Here is a 17736-nt window from a genome sequence, read left to right as displayed (position 1 = left end):
TTTTGGCCTATTAGGGTGACGATTAATTGATTGACTTTTTTGTAATATATTTGTATTTTTTATCTTCCAAAATTTTGCCTAATTTGAAAAATCTTGTATCTTTTGCTACTAAATCTAGAAAAAATGTATTAAAAGTTACTTATTTATCAAGAATAATTTTCAATAATTAACGCAGTAATGGGGGTTGACCCTTCGGCTTCTCTCAGGGTCAATGCTGAGCGGAGTCGAAGCATTGACAAACTGTAGTATTTTTTGTATCCTGAAAGGGTAATAGGATGATAGATTGGGAAATCTGTGTCTGCCTGTAGTGTCTTGGCGGGAGTTCAAAATGTCTTCAAAAAGGCCAACCCACTGTAAAGGTGAAACGCAGCATCCCAGGGGGTATCTTCCCGACGCAATAAGTCAATGCGGGGATTAATTAATTTGAGTAATTCTTGAAAATCAATAGCTGATTCTCCAAAAGGAGTAAATTCAGCCCTAACGGGGATATCTGGGGTTTTTTCCTTGATAAACTGTAGAATATGATGCCAACTATCCCTAGCTGTGGCTCTCCCATCAGTTGCTTTTTGCACCTCAGAAAAGGCAACACCTTCTAGAAAACGATAGGTTTGATCACAGAGACGAATAATCATCTTGTGTTGGGGTAGATGTAGATCACAGAATTTGGCGTAGTCAGAAGTTTTGGTTTTCCGTTCTAATTTCCCTCTTAAACCCACATCAACACATTCCTCAAACAAAGGCAATAACCCTTCCACCCGTTGTCCGACTTCTGAGCAATCAAAAGTAAAGATGTCTCGCTGTCCTTTTTTGGGTTGATAGACTACAGTTATTTTAGGCTCAACGGACTCAATATACAAGACTTGATGAACCTTCAACGCGCTAATATCCCGTGTTAAAGCTGTAAAACAGGGAATTTGCCCTTGATTCAACTGCTGCTCATAAAATCGCAGTTTACCAATAGCTCCGGTACGATATAATCGCCAAGAGCGACTGGGTAATTGGAGGCGTGCCGTATAGGCATCAATCTCCATAATTTTGCCAAAATTTTGCGCCGCCATTTGTTTTAATTCATTGGGAATAGCTTCTAAGACTAACATTCCCATCTCCAAACTCCCTGCTTCTTCCATGACTAGAGAGAGGGCATTTTTTCGTTGAGTTTCTTCCAGTTTAGCTATACGTTGAATACCCTGACGAATTTGAGCCATGAGCTTGGCATTAACCACTTGAGGTAATAATTGCCTATAATGTTCATTCGCAGTGCTTAAATTCCCTTGTGCTTCTTCTAAGCTTGCTTCATAAAAGGGTACCCAAAGGTTATCCGGCTCTTGCTGTTTACACTGTGCAAGAAGTTGGTATGCTGTGGGGTAGTCTTGGGTATTTATTGCCTCAATGATTGGCTCAAACATAGAAAGAAAACAGGTTCAAGGTAAAGACTTTTTTTCAACGAAAGAGGTGACTAAGGATAAGGCAACAATAGGGGCCGTTATCCCTCGAAGAATACGAGAGCCAAGACTAACAGGAACAAATCCTGCGGCGATCGCCTCGTTTACTTCTTGCTCTGTCCAACCGCCCTCACATCCCGTCGCAATAGTAATGGGAGCAGTGCATGAGTTAGACAAATAGGTGAGCAAATGAGCAGCTTTTCTACGTGTAACACAAATATAGCAATCACTATTCGTTTTGTCTACATTTATTAACACTTCGGAGAAAGAAACGGGGTCAAAAATTTGGGGAACAATTTGGCGTTCTGATTGTTCAGTGGCTTCTGTAGCAATTTTTCGCCAGCGTTCTAGTTTATGACTACTAGGTTTAAGAAGGGTTCGTTGACTGATCACTGGAATAAATGTGTTTACCCCTAATTCTGTGCAACTGCGGATAATGTCATCAAAACCGTTGCCTTTGGGGAGGGATATCATTAAAGTGATAGGAATGGGTAATTCTGTTGACTCTTTTAGGTTTTCAATGATTTGGGCATTGTCACCAATTAATTTCGCTAAATAAGTCTTTCCTGTCCCGTCTATAGCAATAAAATTATTCTTATCTTTTAAGCGTAGAACATTTTTCAAATAATGTCTTTGCTCAGGGTTGAGGTGAATAACTCCCCCTTGATCTTGTGTTGGAGTAATAACAATTCTGTAAACCAATTTATACTTACTTACCTCTTTAATATACGACAAAGATAGGCTCCGGCACCATCAGACTCAAAGGGTATAATATTTCCCTCTTTAGTAATGCGGTGTTGTTCTCGACAATTATAGATCTCCATTGGTCTAACTTCTTGATCAATTTTAACAGCAGCGCGATATTCCCAATAATTCTTGGCGCTCCGTTTGATCTTTAAGATACAAATAGTATGATGATCTGTCTGATGACATAATGCTGCATTAGCTGGACATATAATCATCAATGATAGAATAAGAATCAATAAGAGTTTTAGCAGTTTCACCTTAAGAGAGAGCAAGTTTAACCAGTCAGAAGTCATAAATATAATTGTAGTTGGGGATATCTAGGTTTAAAATTGATTCCTGATTAGTTTATCATATATAACATTCATCATTAATCAATAATCAAAAAAGTGTCAATGCTATCTAAACCAATTCCTTTGACTCATAATTTAGTTTTAATTGGAGGTGGCCATAGTCATGCTATTCTCTTAAAAAGATGGGGTATGAATCCTATTCCTGGGGTATATTTAACCTTAATTAGTGATACGTCTCACACTCCTTATTCTGGTATGTTACCAGGTCATGTAGCAGGTTTCTATACCTTTGAAGAAACACATATAGATTTACGTCGTCTTGCTCGGTTTTCTCAAGCACAATTTTATCTTGATCAAGCCATTGGTTTAAACTTAGACAATAATCAAGTTATTTGTGCCAATCATCCGCCTATTTCCTTTGATTATTTATCCATTGATATTGGCAGTACACCCAACAATAATAATATAACAGGTGCATCTCAATATAGCATTCCTGCTAAACCAGTTCCTCAATTTTTAGCTGCTTGGAATCAGCTTATTGAAACTGTAGAGAATAATCCTAAAAATATCTATAAAATCACTATTGTTGGTGGAGGTGCAGGTGGGGTAGAATTAGCCTTAAATATGCAGACACATCTACAAGCAATTTTAGAAAAAGCTCAGCAACCTTTAAGCAATTTAATAATTCATATATTTCATCAAGGTCAAACTTTATTGACAGGACATAATTCTTGGGTGAGTGGTCGATTAGAACATATTTTATCAAGTAGAGGGATAAATATTCATCTGAATACAAAGGTATCTAAACTAGAGAAAATATCTGAAAATAATTATCAAGTTTTCTGTGAATCTGGTTTAAATGTAACTTGTGATATCATCTTTTGGGTTACTCAAGCATCTTCCCCCAAATGGATCAAAGAATCAGGCATAAAAACTGATGAAAAGGGGTTTATGTTAGTCAATGATTATTTACAGTCTGTCTCTCATTCTCATATATTTGCTGCCGGAGATATAGCGACAATGGAACATTATATACGTCCGAAAGCTGGTGTTTTTGCTGTGCGTCAAGGAAAACCTTTATTTGAGAATTTACAGCGCATTATTTTAGGTGAATCTTTAAAAGCTTATCATCCTCAAAAATATTATTTAAGTTTAATTGGAACAGGAAATAAAAAGGCGATCGCCTCTTGGGGAGCTTTCGGTTTAGAGTCATCTTGTTTATGGCATTGGAAAGATTATATTGATCGTAAATTTATGAATCAATTCAAGGATTTACCTGTGATGTCATCAGAGTTAAATTCTTCTCAAAAGACACAGTTAAAAACAGAAAATAAGCAAGAATTTTCAGCTTGTGCTGGTTGTGCTTCCAAAGTTGGGAGTCAAATTTTAGAAAGAACTTTAAACAGATTAAATTTTATTCAAAATCCAGAAATCGTGATCGGGTTAAAGTCTCCTGATGATGGGGCAGTAATCAAATTAAACAGTGAAAAATTATTAGTGCAAACCATTGATTTATTTCCGAGTTTAGTCAGCGATCCCTTTATATTTGGTCAAATTACAGCCAATCATTGTTTAAGTGATTTATGGGCAATGGGAGCAACTGCTCATAGTGTTTTAGCCGTTGTTACTTTGCCTTATGGTGATGATAAAATTGTCGAAGAAATCTTATATCAACTTTTACAAGGTTGCCTAAAAGTTATCAATAATGCTCAAGTTTCTTTAATAGGAGGTCATACATTACAAGGCCCAGAATTAGGGTTTGGTTTATCTTGTAATGGTTTGGTTTCACCTGAAAATTTATTAAGAAAAAGTGGCATGAAATCAGGTGATCTTTTAATCTTAACAAAAGCCATTGGTACAGGAACATTATTTGCTGCTGAGATGATTTATCAAGCGAAAGGAAGCTGGATAGATAAAGCCATTGAATCTATGTTAATTTCCAATCAAAAAGCGTCAGAAATTTTGTTAGAATTTGGGGCAACTGCTTGTACAGATATCACAGGATTTGGATTATTAGGTCATTTATCAGAAATGATGAAAGCCTCTCAAGTATCAGTAAAATTAGACTTAGAAAAGATCCCTATTTTACTTGGTGCAATAGACACCATTCAACAGGGAATTTTTAGTTCCTTACATCCCCAAAATTTAGCCGCAGCAACTTATATTAGTAATCGAGAAAAAGCAATAAAATTCCCCAAATACCCCTTATTATTTGACCCACAAACATCTGGAGGACTTCTGGCCTCTATTCCTCAAGAAAATGCTGAAAAATGCTTGCACAAACTTATTAATTTAGGGTATAATGAAAGTAGTATAATAGGAAAAATTTTAGACAAAAGTTCTGAACCTTTGTTAACCTTAACTTTACGTGAATTTAACGAATGAGCCTAAAACTTTACTTTCTCAGACATGGTGAAACCACCGCCAGTCAAACCGGAACCTATTGCGGCAGACTTGATATTGACCTCACGGAAGCGGGGGAAAAAATGGCCGAAGACTTTGCTAAAACCTATCAAGATCTTGCCTGGAAAGCTGTTTATTGTAGTCCATTAAAACGAGCGATCACGACAGCAAAACCCCTCTGTGATCAACTCGGAATTAAAATGCAGCTTCGCCCTGGACTCAAAGAAATATATTATGGAGAATGGGAAGGGAAAACCCCAGATCAAGTTAACCAAGAATTTCATGATGATTATGTACGCTGGTTAGCAGATCCTGGGTGGAATAGTCCCAATGGTGGGGAAAAAGGCATTGATATTGCCCGTCGTAGCTCCGAAGTTCTCGAAGAAATTGAATATAGTCACAAGAGTGGGAATGTCTTGGTTGTTTCCCACAAAGCCACCATCCGTATTATGTTATGTTCCTTATTGGGGATTGATATTGGACGATACCGCGATCGCATTGCCATGACAGTGGCGGGGGTGAGTATCGTAGAAATGGCTGATCATGGCCCCTTAATTCATATTATGGGCGATCGCTCCCATCTGAGAGAAGAATTACGCGATCGTCGCGGAACCTAATCATCAAAAATGGACATTCTTAGCTAGAATATTGATAAATAACCGAAATAATAACAGCATGGTAGGACAAATATAGCAGAAGTAACTTCTGTAGGGGCTTAATATTATTAAGCCCCTACTGCCTACTGTTGTTAACATTGAAAAAATGACGAATTAAGCCAATTGAATTATGCCAAAAAAATATTGGATAGACAACGACCCAGAGTCAGAGTTAGATCCCATCAGTTCACTATTATCCGAATGGTCAGATCCTGAAGAAGAAGAAGAAGAATTTAGAAGCGACTTTTTCCAAGGGTTATCAGGAAGACGGCAAAAAGCAGCCTTTGTTCTGATGGCTATTTGGGGCGTTACCCTAGGAATTAATGTAGTTACCTGGGGAACTTGGCTGGTTTTGGGGTTAATCTGCCTATTTAGCCTTCAAGCTTCCCGTCTAATCTTCGCCAAACCCGACCCCATAGCCGAACCCTTATCAGATGAAGGTTTAGCCTCAGCCCCCTCTGTCTCCTTGTTAGTTGCCGCTAAAAATGAAGAAGCAGTCATCCGCCAATTAGTGACCCAATTATGTAGTTTAGACTATCCCACCGAAAAATACGATCTTTGGGTGATTGATGACAATAGTACCGATCAAACCCCAGAAATTCTTGACCAACTTGCCCAACAATATCCCCAATTAAATATTATTCATCGTCCTGGGGGAGCAGAAGGAGGTAAGTCAGGGGCCTTAAATGAAGTATTTGCCAAAACCCAAGGCGACATCATCGCTGTGTTTGATGCTGATGCCAAAGTCTCTAAAGACTTGTTAAGACGGGTTGTTCCCCTTTTTGAAACCAAAGAAATGGGGGCCGTACAAGTGCGAAAAAGCATTGCCAACAGTTCCCTGAATTTTTGGACAAAAGGACAAGCAGCAGAAATGGCTTTAGACGGTTTTTTTCAGCAACAGCGCATTGCCCTAGGAGGCATTGGGGAATTACGGGGTAATGGTCAATTTGTGCGCCGTAGTGCCTTAATTCAGTGTGGAGGATGGAATGAACAAACCATTACCGATGATTTAGATTTAACCATGCGTTTACATCTGGATCATTGGAAAATTGGCTTTTTAACCGATCCTACCGTAGAGGAAGAAGGAGTAACGACAGCCAAAGCCCTGTGGCATCAACGAAACCGTTGGGCAGAAGGGGGTTATCAACGCTATTTAGATTATTGGCGATTTATTATTAATCAGCCCATGGGATGGCGAAAAAAATTAGATCTGATCTCATTTATTTTGATGCAGTATCTTTTACCCACTGCGGCGGTTCCCGATTTCATTATGGCCATAACCCGTCATCGTTTACCGATCTTAAGTCCTTTGACAGCTTTAATGTTATCCCTGTCTTTGTGGGGAATGTTTACGGGGTTACGTCGTAGCCAAAAAAGCGAAAAACTCAACATTTTTGAGATTTTTCAATTATGGTGGCAAAGTTTACGAGGAATGTTGTATCTGATGCACTGGTTAATTATTATGCCCTGTGTCACCACGCGGATGTCAATTCGTCCCAAACGGTTAAAATGGGTTAAAACTGTTCATGAAGGGACAGCAGAAGAAAGTTTTGAATTTTAAGAGATGGGGTGGGGATGCGATCGCGTCCCTTAAACTCAGATCTGGCACCTGATGTTGAAAACCCGATTTTTTCCTAAACGACAACAAAATTAATCGGGTTCGGTTCCTCTAAAAATCGGGGTTTTTGGACTTTTGGATAAAACTAATAACGAATAAATGTAATGAAATATGCTTTAGTCCATGAGTGGTTGACCCCAAAAGCCACAGGAGGGTCAGAATTGGTGGTTAAAGAGATTTTAAAGCACGTGGAAGCGGATTTATATGCGCTGATTGATTTTGAGTCTACCAACCCTCAGAGCTATCTTTATGGTCGTGTGATTGGCAGTACCTTTTTACAAAATTTTCCTTTAGCTCGCAATGGCGTACAAAAATACTTGCCCTTCTTACCAATGGCGATCGAACAATTAGATCTCAGAGACTATGATGTCATTCTGTCTTCTTCCCATGCGGTGGCTAAAGGAGTCCTTACCAGTCCCCATCAACCTCATATCTGTTACTGTCATACTCCCATGCGCTACGCCTGGGACTTAACCTTTGATTATTTGCAGAATTCTCAGGCAGGTAAGGGTATTCCAGGCATTTTGACCCGCTATCTCCTACACCGTCTGCGTCAATGGGATGTCATTTCAGCCAACCGTGTTGACTACTTTATCGCCAATTCCCATCATACCGCCCGCCGCATTTGGCGTTGTTACCGTCGTCAAGCGCAAGTGATTTATCCGCCCGTTAATTTAGAACGCTTTCCCTTCACTCCCCAGAAAGAAGACTTTTATGTGACAGTTTCCCGATTGGTCAGTTATAAAAAAATTGCTTTAATCGTGCGGGCTTTTAATCAATTAGGTTATCCTTTAATTATTATTGGTGATGGGCCTGATCTCCCAAAAATTCGCCAAATGGCCCAGTCTAATATCAAAGTCCTAGGAGCGCAAGATGATTCAGTGGTTGAGCAATATATGACTCAAGCTAAAGCCTTTGTTTATGCTGCCTGTGAAGACTTTGGTATTGCGCTGGTGGAGGCTCAAGCCTGTGGAACCCCTGTCATTGCTTATGGAGGTGGTGGTGCGCTAGAAACTGTAATCGATATTCGTCAAAACTTAGACAAGGGGACAGGAATTTTATTTTCTCCCCAAACAGATCAAGCTTTGGAAGAAGCCGTTGAAACTTTTCAAAAGTTTCAGCATCAAATTGATCCAGAGAGTTGTCGTCAACAAGCGGCAAAATTTACTCCAAAAATCTTTGAAACGTCCTATTTGACGTTCTTAGAGCAGTGTTGTCAGGACTTTAAGCAAAAAAGTTCGATAACAAATTTTCGATTTATGTGATCACAATTGCGATGATTTACGTCTTCTAGCTTTATGATCACAAATGTGTGGTGTGATGTGATGTGAAGGAGTAAGATGACTGCTAATAGCCAATTTATCTCCGTCAAAGCTCTACAAGCTTTGATGAGACGGGGTTTTCCTCCCTCGTTCTCCCAAAGAGGATATCAAAAACCCTGGTCACAGGCGATATTAGATGGAACAGTTGCCAAACGAACTTTTGATATTGTCTTTTCCCTGTCGGTGCTGATTATTTTTTCTCCCCTGTATTTAATACTAGGGTTGTTAATTGCCATTAGTTCCCCCGGCCCCATTTTTTATGCCCAAGAGAGAGCAGGGAAAAACTTCAAAAAGTTTAAGTGCATCAAGTTCCGCACTATGGTACAGAATGCGGATGAAGTTTTAGCAAGTATGATGGCGAATTCGCCTCAAATGCGGGCTGAGTTTGAAGATAATTTTAAACTCAGAGATGATCCCCGAATTACTTGGATTGGAAAATTTTTGCGTCTAACCAGCTTAGACGAGTTTCCCCAATTCTGGAACGTTCTCAAAGGGGATATGAGTGTCGTGGGCCCTCGTCCTTTAGTTCCTGAAGAACTCTGTAAATATGGTAATAAAATTGAAAAAGTTTTAACCATTCGCCCTGGAATCACAGGATTATGGCAAGTTTCAGGACGCAATGACATTCCCTATCCTCAACGAGTCCAGATCGATGTTTATTACGTCAATTACCGTAATTGGTTGATGGATATTTGGATCATGTTCAAAACTATCGGGGTGGTGGTTTTTCCGAAAAACAATGGTGCCTATTAACTGTAAACAGTGAATCTGGGTCTTTTGCTTGTGGTGAGAAACTGAAACTCTAAATAATTCATAACTGATGTAAAAAGCTTCCTGGATCATTGATGATTTCGGGAAGCTTTCATTTTTGGGGCATAATGTACAGGATATCTCCCAATGCTCCCGAACCTGATCCGTTCAAAACTTGTCATTTTAAAGTAAAGTATGTTATTAAAGCTCAAGATGATCTTAAAACTTAATTAATCTTTTTAAAGATAGGATAACTAACCGATGACCCAACTCAAACGCGCTCTGATTACTGGTATTACAGGCCAAGATGGTTCTTATCTCAGTGAATTATTATTAGAGAAAGGATATGAAGTTCATGGGATCATTCGTCGAACTTCAACCTTTAATACCGATCGCATTGACCATATGTATGTCGATCCCCACCAAACTGATGCAAAATTGTTCCTGCATTACGGTGACTTAACCGATGGAACTACCCTGAGACGAATTTTAGAGGAGGTTAAACCCTTTGAAATTTATAATTTAGGGGCGCAATCCCATGTGCGGGTTAGTTTTGATTCACCCGAATATACAGTTGATGCTGTCGGTATGGGGACTTTACGTCTCTTAGAAGCGATTCGAGATTATCAACAACGCACAGGGATTGAAGTTCGCTTTTACCAAGCCGGATCTTCAGAAATGTTTGGTAAAGTGCAAGACATTCCCCAAAAAGAAACCACCCCATTTTATCCCCGCAGTCCCTACGCTTGCGCCAAAGTTTACGCCCATTGGCAAACCATCAATTATCGGGAATCCTATAATTTATTTGCCTGTAACGGCATTTTGTTTAACCATGAATCTCCTCGTCGTGGAGAAACCTTTGTCACCCGCAAAATTACCAGAGCGATCGCCCGCATTGTGGCCGGAACCCAGAAAAAATTATATCTAGGTAATCTTGACTCTAAACGGGATTGGGGCTATGCCAAAGATTACGTCAAAGCCATGTGGTTAATGTTACAACAAGACATCGCCGATGATTATGTGGTAGCGACAGGAGAAACCCATTCCATCAAAGAATTCCTCACAATCGCGTTTGAGTATGTTAATCTCAATTGGCAAGACTTTGTAGACTTTGATCCACGTTATCTCCGTCCCGCTGAAGTCGATTTATTGATTGGTGATCCCACTAAGGCCAAAACCCAACTCGATTGGGAACCCTCTGTTACCTTTGAAGAATTAGTACATTTAATGGTAGAAGCAGATTTAGGGGCGTTGGGACTATCTTCTCCCAATGAGACAACAGGTGACAAAGTGTTACTCTTCAAGGATAATGCTTATGTTCGTCAGCCCATGAGTGTCATGGTGGACTAATTTATTAAGAATCAGCGATCAGGGACTCGCCCTGATCGCCAATAAAGATCAATTGTTGACTGGACTAAGGGATCAGGGAGTAACAACAATGTTAGATTTGAGTGATAAACGAATTGTCGTCACAGGAGGGGCCGGCTTTCTGGGTAAGCAAGTGGTCGAGCAACTCATACAGGCGGGCGCAAAACCAGAAAAAATTGCTATTCCTCGTTCCCGTGATTGTGATCTGCGACAACTGGAGCATTGTCAACGGGCCGTCGATCAACAAGATATTGTGATTCATCTGGCGGCCCATGTGGGGGGAATTGGGTTAAATCGAGAAAAACCTGCGGAGTTATTCTACGATAATTTAATGATGGGGGCGCAACTGATCCACGCCGCTTATGAAGTGGGCATTGAAAAGTTTGTTTGTGTGGGAACTATTTGTGCTTATCCTAAGTTTACCCCTGTTCCCTTCAAAGAAGATGACCTTTGGTCTGGGTATCCTGAAGAAACTAATGCGCCCTATGGCATTGCCAAAAAAGCTTTATTGGTACAGTTAGAATCCTATCGTCAACAGTATGGATTTAATGGCGTTTATCTGCTTCCGGTGAATTTATACGGGCCAGAAGATAATTTTAATCCTAATAGTTCCCATGTAATTCCTGCTTTAATTCGTAAAGTTTATGAAGCACAACAAAAGGGAGAGAAAAAGCTGTTTGTCTGGGGTGATGGTTCCCCAACCAGGGAGTTTTTGTATTCAACAGATGCGGCCCGTGGCATTGTCATGGCGACTCAATTTTATAATGATCCTGAGCCTGTTAATTTGGGAACAAATTACGAAATTTCCATTCTTGATCTCGTTGAGTTAATTTGTGAATTAATGGAATTTCAAGGGGAAATTGTTTGGGAAACCGATCAACCAAATGGACAACCCCGCCGTTGTTTAGATACCCAACGGGCCAAAGAAGCCTTTGGATTTGTGGCCGAAATGGACTTTAGACAGGGTTTAAAACATACCATTGATTGGTATCGAGCAAATGCTGACTAATCTGACAATTCAAAATCTGGTCAGTCATGGCTAACCGTCCTAGCCTTTCTTTTGTTATACTGACCAGCGAGAGTGGACATTGAAAATTCATCACTCCATATTGACAAAATCTGCTTCTAAGACCAACGTCACTAACCCCGCCCTAAAAGGGACGGGGCTTGCTTAGACCAATTTGGGCAACGCAAGTAGAGACTACCACATTGAGACACAACTTTTCTGATGAATAACCATAAATCTTTAGTAACAGTCCTATCGAAACGTTTAATGGCAACCTTAGCCTTGTCGGGGTGTTTATTAACAGGAGTACAAACCCTATCCTGGGCCCAGAGTAATCCTGGATTAACCATTTTTAGCGGAGTTGAAAACCGTAACGACATCCTGGACTACAAATTAGACTTTAATGGACGGCCAGATTTCTACGGGGAGCGGATGAAACTTCGAGTTCCCTCCAAGAAGCTAACACAAGGAGTGAGTAAGTTCTATATTTCCTACCTCAAAAACCCCGAATTTGACGGTAAACTTGATACTGACTCTGTAGATGTTCGTGTCGATAAAGAATCCGTTGAGATTCGAAATGTCTATTGGGATAAAGAAAGTCGGGTCATAGAAATTGACCTAAAAGAACCGATTGAACCCGGAAAAAAAGCGGAAATCGTCTTTTCCAACGTCAAAAATCCTAGTTCGGGAACATATTATTTCATCTGTGATGTTTTGACTTCAGGCCAAATTCCCTTAAGAATCTACATCGGCACCTGGATTTTATCCTTTTCGATCACAAATTAGTGTGTATTTATCTCAGGACTTACCACAGACCCTACCTGTAGGGGTAATTCATAAATTGCCCCGACAAAGAGCATAAATCAGGTCGGCGTTGCGTAAGTCCTATTCTGTGAAAGAAAGACATAACTCAACGCTAGTATTAAAATAGTTGAGACATTTAACCCAAAATACCCTTGGTGGAGGGCAGGACGTTGGACGAACTGCGATCAGCACTAGAACTCGCTACGGAAGATGAATTACGAAATTTAACACAAATTCTGTTTTCTCGTAAATTTAATCCCCTTGATTATTTACAAACCCCAGATCCCATAGACATACAAAGTCAAGACTGGGAAACTTGGTTAGATGCCATAGAACAACGATTTCGTTATTTGGCCGCCGATGGTTTAACGGTTTTACAGAGAAAGACTCAAGGGTTTAGCTATCGTCAAACCCTGATCCGTGTTTGTCATTATCTAAAAATTCCCTATTCTAACCGAATGTCTACCACGGATATTGAGGCTGACATTTTTCTGAATTTAGTGGGCAAAGCTTGGAAAAATCTGCCCGAAGCTGAACAAACCAGTCTGATGGGACAAATTCAGCAATCTCTAGCTCAGTCCCATCTCCGTGATGCTTTACCTGTTCAATTACAACATAACCCCGTCAATCTTCTACTTAAGGGTAGCAGTGCCTTAGCAGTAAGTTCCGTGGTTAAACCCTGGTTACTCAAACAAATTGCCCAACAGTTTGCGCTCCATGTTGCTCGCTATCAAGTGGCTCAGCAAGCTTTAATTAAGGGAGGAACGGCTCTGGCCAACCAGGTGGCGGTAAATAGCGCAAGACGGGGAATGGCGATGACAGCAGCCCGTTATGGTGCTGTGAGAAGCGTATTTGCCTTTGTGGGGCCGGTACTATGGGGTTGGTTTTTAGCGGATTTGGGTTGGCGGGCGATCGCCACGAATTATGGCCGTATTATTCCCGTTATTTTTGCTTTAGCCCAAATTCGTTTAACTCGTACGGAATGTTGGGAACCTGCTTAATTCATGAAGTCAGAAGTAATAAATATTAAGTCAAATTGTAAAATTATTCTTGAAAAACTTCTGACTTCTGACTTCCTATTTCTGACTTCGAGCGAAGCGATAAAGAGTGGGAGGTGTGGGAAAACAAATGAAATCTAAATTAAAAATCAATAATTCTCGATGGCCCGGAATTTGTCTGAAGTTCGGGGTATTTCTTTTACCCTTTTCTGCTGATTTCGGGGCGACTGCTTTAGTTTTTGCCCTGTTTGGGTTATGGAAACAACAATATCATCAAATTGTCGCCCATCGTCTCAATTGGACTTTAGGGTTATTAAGTCTTTGGTTAATTTTAACCTCAATCTTTGCCTTTAAACCTATTTTTAGTTTAGAGGGATTAGGCAATTTTTTGCCCTGTTTTTTACTCTTAGCCGCTTTTCCCGTTTTTTTTTATAAGGTTTCTCGCTTATATCAACTTGCTTGGTGGTTAGTTTTAACCTCTATTCCTCTGTGTTTTTTAGGGTTAATGCAATTAATTGCTGGATGGGAAAGCCCCCTATTTTTAAGAGTAATGGGAATTAAATTAATTGCCTATGGCAACCCTGATGGGCGGATGTCTTCCTTATTAATGTATGCGAATACCTTGGCTTTTTATTTGTTAATTACTTTTACCTTATCTATTGGTTTAGGAATTGATACTTATCGCCGTTGGCAACAACAAAAAAATCCCCAACTTAACTGGCAATTAGGAATTATAATTATTGCTATTTTAAGTAATAGTATGGGATTGATTTTAACCAATTCTCGCAGTGCTTGGGGACTGGCCTTATTGGGGTTAATGGCCTTTGCTGTGTACTTACGTTGGTATTGGGTCATTAGTGGGGTAATAATCGCAATTTTAGCCGTTTTTTGGGCTGCTTGGGGCCCCTTTGGTCAGGAGATGATGCGTCATCTTGTCCCCTCTTATTTTTGGGCTAGACTGACCGATGATTTATACAGCGATCGCTATGTAACGGCCCTACGCACTACCCAATGGGGTGTAGCTTGGGAGATGATGTTACAAAGACCTTGGTTGGGGTGGGGACTGCGAAATTTTACCCCTGTTTACCAAACAGAAATGAATGTTTGGATGGGACACCCTCATAATTTATTCTTGATGTTATTAGCTGAAATTGGGATTCCAGGTACGTTATTATTAAGTGGGATTGTGGGAAGCATTTTGTTTCAGGCAGTGCAATTATTAAGAGGCTGGTCTGAAGAGCAAAAATTGGCCAAAAAACAGGAAGAATTTAGATTATATCAACGAAAAGAGCGACAATATTTACTACTATTTACCTATGTTGTTGGTTTTAGTTTGTGTATTATTTTTAATTGTTTTGATGTCAGTATTTTTGATGTCAGGGTAAATCTTCCTGGATGGATTTTATTAGCGGCGATCGCAGGACTGATAAAAGGCAATGGGTTAATCAAAAGTACAACCCAACGCCCAAAAGTCTAATGATACGATCACACTCCCTTAATCTTCGTGATCTTCAAAGGGATCACTCAATTGAGCAGAAGGAGGGCCAAAAGCCGTATAAACAGCGAAACCCGTGATTAAAAGGAGAATTGAGCCAATAGCAATGCTTAAAACAGTTGCAGGTTCCATAGTATTTTTTGAATATGATACCGATAAGCGATCGGCATTTTATGTAACTTTGGTTATAACATATCCCTGACCAAAAAAGTAGGGGTGCAGGCTCCCCGCCGTTTACGGCGCACTGTGTCGATTAATATACTGTTTAAGAACTTCGATAGGTGCGCCCCCAACAGAACTAGCAAAATAAGATGGACTCCATAAATGACGTAAGTCGAGTCAATCAGCTAGATTTAGAATTGGTGGCTTTAAAGTCAATCAACATACTATTTCGTTGGCTAAGATTGGCAAAATTAAGATTAAGTGGAGTCGTCCTTTACCATCGGAACCATCTTCAATTACTATTATTAAAGATAGTGCTGATAGATATTTTATGAGTTTTGTTGTTGAAATTAACCCTCAACAATTACCTAAAACTGATAAAAACTGTGGGATTGATTTAGGAATTATCGATTTTGCTACTTTTGATAATGGCGAAAAAGTTAAAGCCCCGAAACCTTTAAAAAAGAAGTTGAAGCGATTAAGAAAGCTTCAGAGAAACTTTTCTAGAAAACAGAAAGGGAGTAAACGGTGCGAAGTTGTCAGGAAAAAGGTAGCTAAATTATACGCCAAAATTAAAGACACTAGAACTGATTTTCTTCATAAATTATCAACTAAAGTAATTAAGGAAAACCAACTCATTGCTTTGGAAGATTTAAACGTTAGTGGATTATCTAGAAACCGTAAATTGTCTCGCGCAATTTCTGATTTAGGGTGGCGTAGTTTTCGTACTATGCTAGAAGCTAAAGCTGAAATTTATGGTAGAGATTTGCGAGTAATTGATAGATGGGAACCGACTAGCCAAAAATGCTCCTGCTGTGGAGAGAAAGGAGGCAAAAAAGAACTTTCTGTTAGGGAATGGACTTGCCTTTTTTGTAATACTATCCACGACAGAGATATAAACGCATCGAAGAATATTTTAAAAGCCGTCGCGGAAGGGCATTCTGAGACGTTAAACGGACGTGGAGGAAGGCAGAAGACTACTTCTATAGTAGCAGTATCCTGTGAAGCGTCAACCGCCCTTACATATAAGCAATTAAGCTTGTTTTAAGGGAATCCACGTCCGTTTACGGCGCGGAGGATGTCAAGAGATGGTTATTATCTCCATAGGAGTTTTCGCGCTCCCGTATTTTGTGATAATATTGCTGTCAAAGCATCTAATTTAGAGAAAACAATTACAAACTTATGGCACAACGCACTGGGTTAGGAGATTTACTCAGACCTCTGAACTCTGAGTACGGAAAGGTCGTCCCTGGATGGGGAACCACTCCTCTGATGGCAGTTTTCATGGGATTATTTTTGGTCTTTCTGTTAATCATTCTGCAAATTTACAACTCTTCCCTGTTACTCGATGGGTTTAGTGTTGGTTGGGGTGGTTAATACCCTTGTCTGTCATCAGTTGTCAGGTTTTGGTATGGTCTGGTTGTATCAGGAATACCATGATCATGATAATTGATGACCTTACCTAAAAAAGACAAAAAATTAGATTGACCCCGGTTTATCCGGGTTTTTTTAGCCCTCATCGGCACAAAACTCCAATAAATAGGATTATTAATCGATATCAGGAGCAATTATGAATGTTTTTGGCATTGGATTGCCTGAAATGGCCTTAATTTTGGTGATTGCCCTCTTAGTGTTTGGCCCCAAAAAACTGCCAGAAATTGGTCGCAGTCTCGGTAAAGCTATTCGCGGCTTTCAAGATGCGTCGAAAGAGTTCGAGAATGAATTTAAACGGGAAACCCAACAACTGGAAGAATCTGTCACAATGAAAGCAGAACTGGAAGAGAATAAAGGGGCCGAGGCTTCCTCTCAAAATGTAGACAAGACAAAAATTAACAGTTCTCAACAAGGATAAGGGCATTCTGAAATCTTTTGTAGTTCTCAAGCTAAACTAACTGGAGTAAGGCTATAATCGAGGTCAAAATCACTATTTCGGTTGACGAACTCAAGCACAAAGATAAGCCAAGGATTGAGAATTTTGGTAAATCCCCTTAAAATTCATTAACCGATTAATTAGCCAGTCATTTGACGAGGGAAATATGGAAGGAGGTTTTAGATGAGCGAGCAAACTCCCTACGAAAAACTGGGCATCACTGAGACAGCTTCCTTTGAGGAGATCCAGGAGGCCAAAAATCGTTTAAGTCAAGAGTATCGGGACGACGTTAAGGCCGTGGAAAGTATTGAGTCAGCTTATGATTCGATCATTATGGAACGGCTCAAAATGCGCCAAGAAGGTAGAATTAAAGTACCTGATCGCATTCGTTTTCCAGAGCGCAAGGTAGAAGTTGCCCCCAGTCCCCCCTCCCTTTCTCTCAATAATTCCCCTCCTTGGTTACAAAGGTTTATTGATACCCCTTCTTCTCAGGAACTTCTTTGGCCTACAGGTATCTTTCTGGTGTTGGCTCTCTTAGCAGGGTTTTCCTCAGATCAGGCCTCTTTGTTACCCCTACTGCTTGCATTCGGAGTCTTTACAAATATTTACTTTCTGAACCGCAAAGAAAATAAATTCGGTCGCGCTCTCTTAATTACCCTGGCGGGTTTACTATTGGGAGTAGGATTAGGCCTGGCAATCACTCAATTATTACAGGGGTCTAATCTAATCGGTGGAACCCATCAATCTTTGATTGGCATTATTGTATTTTTTGTCTTTTGGTTGAGCAGTAACTTCCTTCGTTAAC

At 40.0% G+C, this 17736-nt stretch carries 17 protein-coding genes and 2 pseudogenes; 14 read left to right on the top strand and 5 right to left on the bottom strand.

Features of this window, described 5'->3' with window-relative positions; genetic code table 11:
- Positions 1-323: 323 nt before the first annotated feature.
- The 3 genes from VB691_RS05630 to VB691_RS05620 are packed head-to-tail and all read right to left on the bottom strand — an operon-like array spanning position 324 to position 2482.
- Positions 324-1406: a tetratricopeptide repeat protein gene (locus VB691_RS05630; RefSeq protein ID WP_323290491.1), complete on the bottom strand. Its 1083-nt coding sequence runs from the start codon at positions 1404-1406 to the stop codon at positions 324-326.
- Positions 1407-1421: 15 nt separating this feature from the next.
- Positions 1422-2144, bottom strand: a complete 723-nt coding sequence (locus VB691_RS05625) for a 16S rRNA (uracil(1498)-N(3))-methyltransferase (protein WP_323290490.1) — start codon at positions 2142-2144, stop codon at positions 1422-1424.
- Between the two features lie 11 nt (positions 2145-2155).
- Positions 2156-2482, bottom strand: coding sequence for a hypothetical protein (locus tag VB691_RS05620; RefSeq protein ID WP_323290489.1), 327 nt, complete (start codon positions 2480-2482; stop codon positions 2156-2158).
- Positions 2483-2581: 99 nt separating this feature from the next.
- Here VB691_RS05620 and selD point away from each other — a divergent pair, with 99 nt between their 5' ends.
- The 10 genes from selD to VB691_RS05570 all read left to right on the top strand — a co-directional run bounded on the left by selD (position 2582) and on the right by VB691_RS05570 (position 14881).
- Complete coding sequence (gene selD / locus VB691_RS05615; RefSeq protein WP_323290488.1) at positions 2582-4864, top strand: selenide, water dikinase SelD; 2283 nt, start codon at positions 2582-2584, stop codon at positions 4862-4864.
- Positions 4861-5499 (top strand): histidine phosphatase family protein, encoded by a 639-nt coding sequence (locus VB691_RS05610; protein WP_323290487.1) that lies wholly within the window; start codon positions 4861-4863, stop codon positions 5497-5499. Before selD ends, VB691_RS05610 begins: the two co-directional genes overlap by 4 nt.
- A 169-nt stretch (positions 5500-5668) precedes the next feature.
- Positions 5669-7099, top strand: coding sequence for a glycosyltransferase family 2 protein (locus tag VB691_RS05605; RefSeq protein WP_323290486.1), 1431 nt, complete (start codon positions 5669-5671; stop codon positions 7097-7099).
- Between the two features lie 161 nt (positions 7100-7260).
- The gene (locus VB691_RS05600) at positions 7261-8421 is read left to right on the top strand and encodes a glycosyltransferase (RefSeq protein WP_323290485.1); all 1161 of its coding nucleotides are present in this window, start codon (positions 7261-7263) and stop codon (positions 8419-8421) included.
- Between the two features lie 75 nt (positions 8422-8496).
- Positions 8497-9231 carry a sugar transferase gene (locus VB691_RS05595; RefSeq protein ID WP_323290484.1) on the top strand — a complete coding sequence of 245 codons (735 nt, stop codon included), beginning with the start codon at positions 8497-8499 and terminating at the stop codon, positions 9229-9231.
- A gap of 258 nt (positions 9232-9489) precedes the next feature.
- Entirely contained in the window at positions 9490-10578 is a 1089-nt protein-coding gene (gene gmd, locus VB691_RS05590) for a GDP-mannose 4,6-dehydratase (protein ID WP_323290483.1), read from the top strand.
- Between the two features lie 88 nt (positions 10579-10666).
- Complete coding sequence (locus tag VB691_RS05585; protein ID WP_323290666.1) at positions 10667-11605, top strand: GDP-L-fucose synthase; 939 nt, start codon at positions 10667-10669, stop codon at positions 11603-11605.
- 219 nt (positions 11606-11824) lie between these two features.
- Complete coding sequence (locus VB691_RS05580; RefSeq protein ID WP_323290482.1) at positions 11825-12388, top strand: DUF2808 domain-containing protein; 564 nt, start codon at positions 11825-11827, stop codon at positions 12386-12388.
- 188 nt (positions 12389-12576) lie between these two features.
- Positions 12577-13407 (top strand): hypothetical protein, encoded by an 831-nt coding sequence (locus VB691_RS05575; protein ID WP_323290481.1) that lies wholly within the window; start codon positions 12577-12579, stop codon positions 13405-13407.
- 127 nt (positions 13408-13534) lie between these two features.
- Positions 13535-14881, top strand: coding sequence for an O-antigen ligase family protein (locus tag VB691_RS05570; RefSeq protein WP_323290480.1), 1347 nt, complete (start codon positions 13535-13537; stop codon positions 14879-14881).
- A gap of 18 nt (positions 14882-14899) precedes the next feature.
- Here the strand turns inward: VB691_RS05570 and psbN are convergent, their stop codons facing one another.
- Positions 14900-15031 carry a photosystem II reaction center protein PsbN gene (psbN, locus tag VB691_RS05565; RefSeq protein ID WP_323290479.1) on the bottom strand — a complete coding sequence of 44 codons (132 nt, stop codon included), beginning with the start codon at positions 15029-15031 and terminating at the stop codon, positions 14900-14902.
- Positions 15032-15133: 102 nt separating this feature from the next.
- Positions 15134-15223, bottom strand: a pseudogene (locus tag VB691_RS25810) (transposase); the annotation flags it as partial.
- 4 nt (positions 15224-15227) lie between these two features.
- Here VB691_RS25810 and VB691_RS05555 point away from each other — a divergent pair.
- From VB691_RS05555 to VB691_RS05540, 4 genes and pseudogenes are all read left to right on the top strand, one after another.
- Positions 15228-16109: pseudogene (locus VB691_RS05555) on the top strand (RNA-guided endonuclease InsQ/TnpB family protein); the annotation flags it as partial.
- A 134-nt stretch (positions 16110-16243) separates the two neighbouring features.
- Positions 16244-16438, top strand: a complete 195-nt coding sequence (gene psbH, locus VB691_RS05550; protein ID WP_323290478.1) for a photosystem II reaction center phosphoprotein PsbH — start codon at positions 16244-16246, stop codon at positions 16436-16438.
- Between the two features lie 193 nt (positions 16439-16631).
- Positions 16632-16913 carry a TatA/E family twin arginine-targeting protein translocase gene (locus VB691_RS05545; protein WP_323290477.1) on the top strand — a complete coding sequence of 94 codons (282 nt, stop codon included), beginning with the start codon at positions 16632-16634 and terminating at the stop codon, positions 16911-16913.
- Positions 16914-17114: 201 nt separating this feature from the next.
- Positions 17115-17735 carry a CPP1-like family protein gene (locus VB691_RS05540; protein WP_323290476.1) on the top strand — a complete coding sequence of 207 codons (621 nt, stop codon included), beginning with the start codon at positions 17115-17117 and terminating at the stop codon, positions 17733-17735.
- The last annotated feature ends 1 nt before the right edge of the window (position 17736 follow it).

Origin of the sequence: Crocosphaera sp. XPORK-15E (assembly GCF_034931425.1) — a bacterium.
Lineage (GTDB): Bacteria > Cyanobacteriota > Cyanobacteriia > Cyanobacteriales > Microcystaceae > UHCC-0190.
Note: the sequence above shows the minus strand (reverse complement) of the source record. Positions and strands in the feature narration are given on the sequence as shown.

What these genes read in the sequence shown, in the direction of transcription:
- VB691_RS05630 (WP_323290491.1), bottom strand. Translation starts at nt 1,406, where the DNA reads ATGTTTGAGCCAATCATTGAGGCAATAAATACCCAAGACTACCCCACA.
- VB691_RS05620 (WP_323290489.1), bottom strand. Translation starts at nt 2,482, where the DNA reads ATGACTTCTGACTGGTTAAACTTGCTCTCTCTTAAGGTGAAACTGCTA.
- selD (WP_323290488.1), top strand. Translation starts at nt 2,582, where the DNA reads ATGCTATCTAAACCAATTCCTTTGACTCATAATTTAGTTTTAATTGGA.
- VB691_RS05610 (WP_323290487.1), top strand. Translation starts at nt 4,861, where the DNA reads ATGAGCCTAAAACTTTACTTTCTCAGACATGGTGAAACCACCGCCAGT.
- VB691_RS05605 (WP_323290486.1), top strand. Translation starts at nt 5,669, where the DNA reads ATGCCAAAAAAATATTGGATAGACAACGACCCAGAGTCAGAGTTAGAT.
- VB691_RS05600 (WP_323290485.1), top strand. Translation starts at nt 7,261, where the DNA reads ATGAAATATGCTTTAGTCCATGAGTGGTTGACCCCAAAAGCCACAGGA.
- VB691_RS05595 (WP_323290484.1), top strand. Translation starts at nt 8,497, where the DNA reads ATGACTGCTAATAGCCAATTTATCTCCGTCAAAGCTCTACAAGCTTTG.
- gmd (WP_323290483.1), top strand. Translation starts at nt 9,490, where the DNA reads ATGACCCAACTCAAACGCGCTCTGATTACTGGTATTACAGGCCAAGAT.
- VB691_RS05585 (WP_323290666.1), top strand. Translation starts at nt 10,667, where the DNA reads ATGTTAGATTTGAGTGATAAACGAATTGTCGTCACAGGAGGGGCCGGC.
- VB691_RS05580 (WP_323290482.1), top strand. Translation starts at nt 11,825, where the DNA reads ATGAATAACCATAAATCTTTAGTAACAGTCCTATCGAAACGTTTAATG.
- VB691_RS05570 (WP_323290480.1), top strand. Translation starts at nt 13,535, where the DNA reads ATGAAATCTAAATTAAAAATCAATAATTCTCGATGGCCCGGAATTTGT.
- psbN (WP_323290479.1), bottom strand. Translation starts at nt 15,031, where the DNA reads ATGGAACCTGCAACTGTTTTAAGCATTGCTATTGGCTCAATTCTCCTT.
- psbH (WP_323290478.1), top strand. Translation starts at nt 16,244, where the DNA reads ATGGCACAACGCACTGGGTTAGGAGATTTACTCAGACCTCTGAACTCT.
- VB691_RS05545 (WP_323290477.1), top strand. Translation starts at nt 16,632, where the DNA reads ATGAATGTTTTTGGCATTGGATTGCCTGAAATGGCCTTAATTTTGGTG.
- VB691_RS05540 (WP_323290476.1), top strand. Translation starts at nt 17,115, where the DNA reads ATGAGCGAGCAAACTCCCTACGAAAAACTGGGCATCACTGAGACAGCT.